Source organism: Deltaproteobacteria bacterium (assembly GCA_016213065.1).
Taxonomy (GTDB): Bacteria; UBA10199; UBA10199; order SPLOWO2-01-44-7; family SPLOWO2-01-44-7; genus JACRBV01.
Genome location: JACRBV010000011.1, coordinates 1 through 4837 on the forward strand (window position 1 = coordinate 1; position 4837 = coordinate 4837).

Below are 4837 nucleotides of genomic sequence, written 5' to 3' on the forward strand. Positions count from 1 at the left end.
GAAGGATCTACTTGATAATATTGGATTCTTCGCGGAGTTTATCCTGAGCCCGAACAGATTCTTCGCTTCGCTCAGAATGACAAAGCGAAGGGCTCAGAATGACAATTTGAAAATTTCAGCATTTTCCACCACTCCCTTTATATGAACAAGGAGGTAGCAATATGAAATTGGCTTTTGTTATTCATTCCGGTGATCCGGAAATTGTCTGGAACGCTTTTCGACTGGCGAACTTTGCCATCAAAGAAAGAGACACGGCCAAAGTTTTTTTGTTGGCCAGAGGAGTTGAAGTAGAATCTCTGAATACCGAACAATTCAAAATTACGGAACAAATGAAAGCCTTCCTTGAGAGCGGCGGGCAAATTCTGGCTTGCGGAACCTGTCTTAAACTCCGCGAAAAAACCGGGTCTGAATTGTGTCCGCTCTCAACGATGAAGGATCTTTATGAGCTAGTCCGAGATTCAGATCGTGTTTTGACTTTTTGATGTCCGTTCAAAAAAATAACAACGGAGGTTTTATGAAAATAAATTATTTTTGTGTTTTATCCGGCCTGCTTGGTTTTTCTTTTCTGTTTCCGGTGATGGCGGAAGAAAAAACATCAACGAAGTGTCATATGAATTTCACGCTGAACAGTTGGTCTGTCTTTTATAAATCAGGGAAAGGGGATGGCACGATTACTTGCGACAATGGACAGAGTGCGTCCGTGAGAATACGGACTCATGGCGGAGGCATCACATTCGGCAAAAGTAAAATTTTGGATGGCGTTGGCACTTTTTCCAAGGTGAATGATATTCAGGATCTCTTCGGTGGATATGCAGAATCAGAGGCGCATGCCGGCGTTTCAGCCTCCGGAGATGTTCACGCCATGTGGAAAGGGGACGTTTCCCTCGCCATTTCGGGAACGGGAAAAGGCTGGAACTTGGGCATTAACTTCGGCTCGTTCAAAATATCGCCGAAATAATAGAGGGTACCTCTAAAAACCACAATTTGTCATTCTGAGCGAAGCGAAGAATCCACTTTATTAGCAAGCAGATCCTTCACTTCGTTCAGGATGACAAGTCTTTTCAGATGACAAGTCTTTTCAGAATGACAAGTCTTTAAAATCATCTTATTTAGTAGCTTCAGCGAAACGCCGCTCGACCTCCGGCCAATTGATTACATTCCAAAAAGCGGCGATGTATTCTGGCCGACGGTTTTGATACTTTAAATAATACGCGTGTTCCCATACATCGAGGGTCAGAATAGGAGTTTTACCGTTAATCAAAGGTGAATCCTGATTGGATGTTGCCATGATCTCCAATGATTTGTTGGGGTTGACCACTAACCAAGCCCAGCCTGAACCAAACTGATTGGCGGCGGCGGCGTAGAATTGCTCCTTGAATGTTTCAACACTCTTGCAACACTTGGTAATCGCTTCAGCTAATTTTCCGGACGGCAATTTGCCGACCGATCCTTCAAAATTTTTACCCAAAACAGTCCAGAAGAGGGAATGATTGGCATGACCCCCTCCGTGGTTTCTCACCGCAGTTCGAACGTCTTCCGGAAGAGTCTCCAAATTCCTCAATAATTTTTCAACGGGCTGTTTGGTTAAATCGGGATATTTCTCGAGAGCCTTGTTCAACTTATCCACATATATTTGATGATGTTTGCTGTAATGAATTTCCATGGTCTTGGCGTCAATATAGGGTTCTAAATCGCCATAACCAAAAGGTAATGCGGGTAAAGTGTACATAACCCTCCTGGAAAGGACTATGGACCATGGACTATGGACCAGTTCCTTTCTTAATTAAGTTTTTAGTCTATGGTCTATTGTCCATAGTCAGTATTTACTGCTTTCTATTTATCCCACGGCGTAAAAAATTTTTCAAAGGGAAAAATTTTGACATTCCGTTCGAATGTCGGTAAAAAATACGCAAATAATTATGAAAATAAAATCACTGTTTTTTCTTTTTTTATGCGGTTGCATCATGGGGACTTTGCTGGATGCTTTGCATGTTGCCGTAGGCATTGCCTACTATACTCATCCGTTTTTCATGGGGCAGGCGTGGTGGGTTCCGTTGATTTTTGGCGCGGCAACTCTTTTAATCGGCGTTTCTCATTACAAACTGCATCCCATGCCCGGAAGTCCTCCCACGGCATTTTTGGGAAGTTTTGTTTTTTTCGTTCTATCTTATTTAATTACCGCCACGTTGCCTATGCTCAGCCAAATTAACGCTTTCATTCTTTTTATTTTTTATCTGATTTCATGGGGTCTTTTCGACAGAACTCTTGTGAGCATCGTCCTTGCCCTGATTACAGCCATCATTGGATGCACCGTTGAAAGTTCTTTGGGATGGATTGGGCAATATCATTATACAACTCCCGACTTTTTCGGAATTCCCTTTTGGTTGCCGGCACTTTATCTCAATGCCTCGGCTACAGGAGGATTTTTGGGCCGGCTTTTTTTGAGTCGAAAGTCTTAAACAATCGTTCCGCAGTTAAAGATCGCGATATTTAGCAGGCCTTCTCTTTTTTATATCCCCATTCTTCCAAGAATCATCGCCGTTTTGCGCTGAATAAAGGGACCGTTGTGGTGTGTTTGAAAATAGCGTGGTTTGGGCAGAATGGCCGCGAGCCAGCACGCTTGATAAGGGGAAAGATTTGAGGCTTTCGTATTAAAATAATATTGCGCGGCGGCTTCGGCTCCGTAAATTCCTTCTCCCCATTCCACCACATTAAGATAGAGTTCCAAAATTCTTTGTTTCGAAAGTTTCCTCTCCAATTCAAGTGTGATGATGATCTCTTTCAATTTTCGAAAGGGATTTTTGGAAGGACTTAGATAGAGATTTTTGGCGAGTTGCTGGGTGATGGTACTTCCTCCGCGCACAAATTCCTTTTCTTCCCAATTTTTTTCGGCGGCTTTCTGGATTGCTTTCCAATCAAAACCGGAATGTTCAAAAAAACTGGAATCTTCGGCAATCACAACGGCCCTCTTCAAATAGGAAGAAATTTCGGGATACGGGACAAACCGGTATTGCAACGGAGCTTTGCCATCGTACCTCTGCATAAAAGCAGTCATTGTGGGATTTTCAATTTTTAAAAGGTCTATCTCCGGAAGCGTTAGAGAAGAATGTAAAAAAAGAAGCCAGATAATTCCCAACGTGACGAGACTCGGCAAAAAAATCCGCCGAACGATCTGCGATCGAACGATCTGTTGCAATTTCATAACTCCTTTGATAGCAGATCACCCCTATGCCAATCAAATCCGATTTATGGATTCATAAAATGTCCGAAGAAAAAAAGATGATTGAACCCTTTTCTCCCAAACAGGTCCGAAAGGGAATATCCTTCGGACTTTCCTCCTATGGTTACGATTTTCGTTTAAGCACCGCTTTCAAAATCCACCGAGCTCCTAGCCCGCAAAGCGGGCGAGAGGGGGAGGCTCCGCCGGCTTTGCCGGTGGAGGGGGCGACGCGAGTCCCTATAATAGATCCAAAAAAATTCTCGGTTCTTGATTTTGAAGATTTTCAGGGAATGACCTGCACCATCCCTCCGAACAGTTTTGTGTTGGGACGTTCTCTGGAATATTTCCGGATTCCGCGCAACATTCTAACCATCTGTTATGGTAAATCGACTTACGCCCGTTGCGGTATTTCCATTAACGTCACCCCTTTTGAACCGGAATGGGAAGGTTTCGCAACGATTTCTATTACCAATAATAATTCCATCCCTGCTCTGGTTTATGCGGAGGAGGGAATAGGCCAACTCCTCTTTTTGGAATCGGATGAAATTTGTGCCACATCCTATGCCGACAAACAGGGAAAATATCAGGCCCAGCAGGTGATTACAGGAGCCAAAATATGAAATCGGACCATAGACCGTGGACCATGGACCGTGGACCGTGGACAGGGAGCAACTACTTATGAGCTACTACATTGACCGAAAAGAAACGCTGACGTTTTGGGAAAAACTTTATCTGCCGGAAATTGTTCGGGGTTTGTACATCACGGCCGGGCATTTGTTGTATAATTTATTTCACATTGATGACCGCATGACGATTGAATATCCCGACAAAAAGAAGGAATTGCCGCCGGGTTACCGTGCGGAGCACCGCCTGATGTCAAGAAAAGACGGACAGATTCGCTGTACCGCTTGCATGCTTTGTCAGACCATTTGTCCTGCCAACTGCATCGAAATTATCGCGGAAGAGTCGGACGACAAATCGATTGAAAAACGTCCCCGTGTTTTCAACATCAACGAACTGCGCTGTATTTTTTGCGGACTGTGCGTGGAGGCGTGTCCCTGTGATGCTATTCGCATGGACACTGGCAAATATGAAAACGCCAGCTTTGACAGAAAGAGTCTGATCTACGACATCACCAAACTCAGAAACAACCACCCAAAAGGCGCCAGCCCCGTTTCTGCGGGGATATATTAACTTGTGCAAAAATAACCTTGTCATTCCGGAATTTTTGCTACAGCAAAAATATCCGGAATCCAGTGCATAAAGCTGGATTCCCGCCTTCGCGGGAATGACAGAAAAATAGACGTTAACCCTTCACCCCGAAAAGGCTGAGGAAATATTTGTAAAATCTTGTAAAAGCCTTTTGCCTTTCCGTTTTTGGTTTTTCGGGAGGTGGGGGTTTTTTGCTCTCATCAACAATGCTGACGACTCTACAGCCCACATACTGACTCGGCGAAGATTTCTCTATTAATGTTCTAGTAATTTCCTCTTGCCCGGGCCCCATGTCGGGTTGAGATGTCACATAGGAATTGCTAACGGCGCTTCCCGGACAGTCTACGATGACTCTGAAAATGTTGAAACCCATGGAAACAACCTCATAACGGTTTGGGATGACCC

Annotated in this window: 7 protein-coding genes; 5 read left to right on the forward strand and 2 right to left on the reverse strand. The window is 44.2% G+C overall.

Translation table 11 applies throughout. From position 1 onward, the window contains the following. The first annotated feature begins 161 nt into the window (after window positions 1-161). Both HY877_00545 and HY877_00550 read left to right on the forward strand, forming a co-directional pair. Window positions 162-482 carry a DsrE family protein gene (locus HY877_00545; GenBank protein MBI5298778.1) on the forward strand — a complete coding sequence of 107 codons (321 nt, stop codon included), beginning with the start codon at window positions 162-164 and terminating at the stop codon, window positions 480-482. Window positions 483-514: 32 nt separating this feature from the next. After that, window positions 515-958 carry a hypothetical protein gene (locus HY877_00550; protein ID MBI5298779.1) on the forward strand — a complete coding sequence of 148 codons (444 nt, stop codon included), beginning with the start codon at window positions 515-517 and terminating at the stop codon, window positions 956-958. Between the two features lie 147 nt (window positions 959-1105). Here the strand turns inward: HY877_00550 and HY877_00555 are convergent, their stop codons facing one another. Next, window positions 1106-1729 carry a superoxide dismutase gene (locus tag HY877_00555; protein MBI5298780.1) on the reverse strand — a complete coding sequence of 208 codons (624 nt, stop codon included), beginning with the start codon at window positions 1727-1729 and terminating at the stop codon, window positions 1106-1108. 190 nt (window positions 1730-1919) lie between these two features. On the opposite strand from HY877_00555, the gene HY877_00560 reads away from it, so the two are divergent. Then, complete coding sequence (locus tag HY877_00560) at window positions 1920-2459, forward strand: hypothetical protein (GenBank protein ID MBI5298781.1); 540 nt, start codon at window positions 1920-1922, stop codon at window positions 2457-2459. Between the two features lie 50 nt (window positions 2460-2509). On the opposite strand, the gene mtgA is transcribed toward HY877_00560, so the two are convergent. After that, window positions 2510-3202 (reverse strand): monofunctional biosynthetic peptidoglycan transglycosylase, encoded by a 693-nt coding sequence (gene mtgA, locus HY877_00565; protein ID MBI5298782.1) that lies wholly within the window; start codon window positions 3200-3202, stop codon window positions 2510-2512. Window positions 3203-3228: 26 nt separating this feature from the next. Between mtgA and HY877_00570 the strand changes: the two genes are divergently transcribed. Continuing rightward, window positions 3229-3840 (forward strand): dCTP deaminase, encoded by a 612-nt coding sequence (locus HY877_00570; protein ID MBI5298783.1) that lies wholly within the window; start codon window positions 3229-3231, stop codon window positions 3838-3840. Window positions 3841-3898: 58 nt separating this feature from the next. After that, entirely contained in the window at window positions 3899-4414 is a 516-nt protein-coding gene (locus tag HY877_00575; GenBank protein ID MBI5298784.1) for an NADH-quinone oxidoreductase subunit I, read from the forward strand. The last annotated feature ends 423 nt before the right edge of the window (window positions 4415-4837 follow it).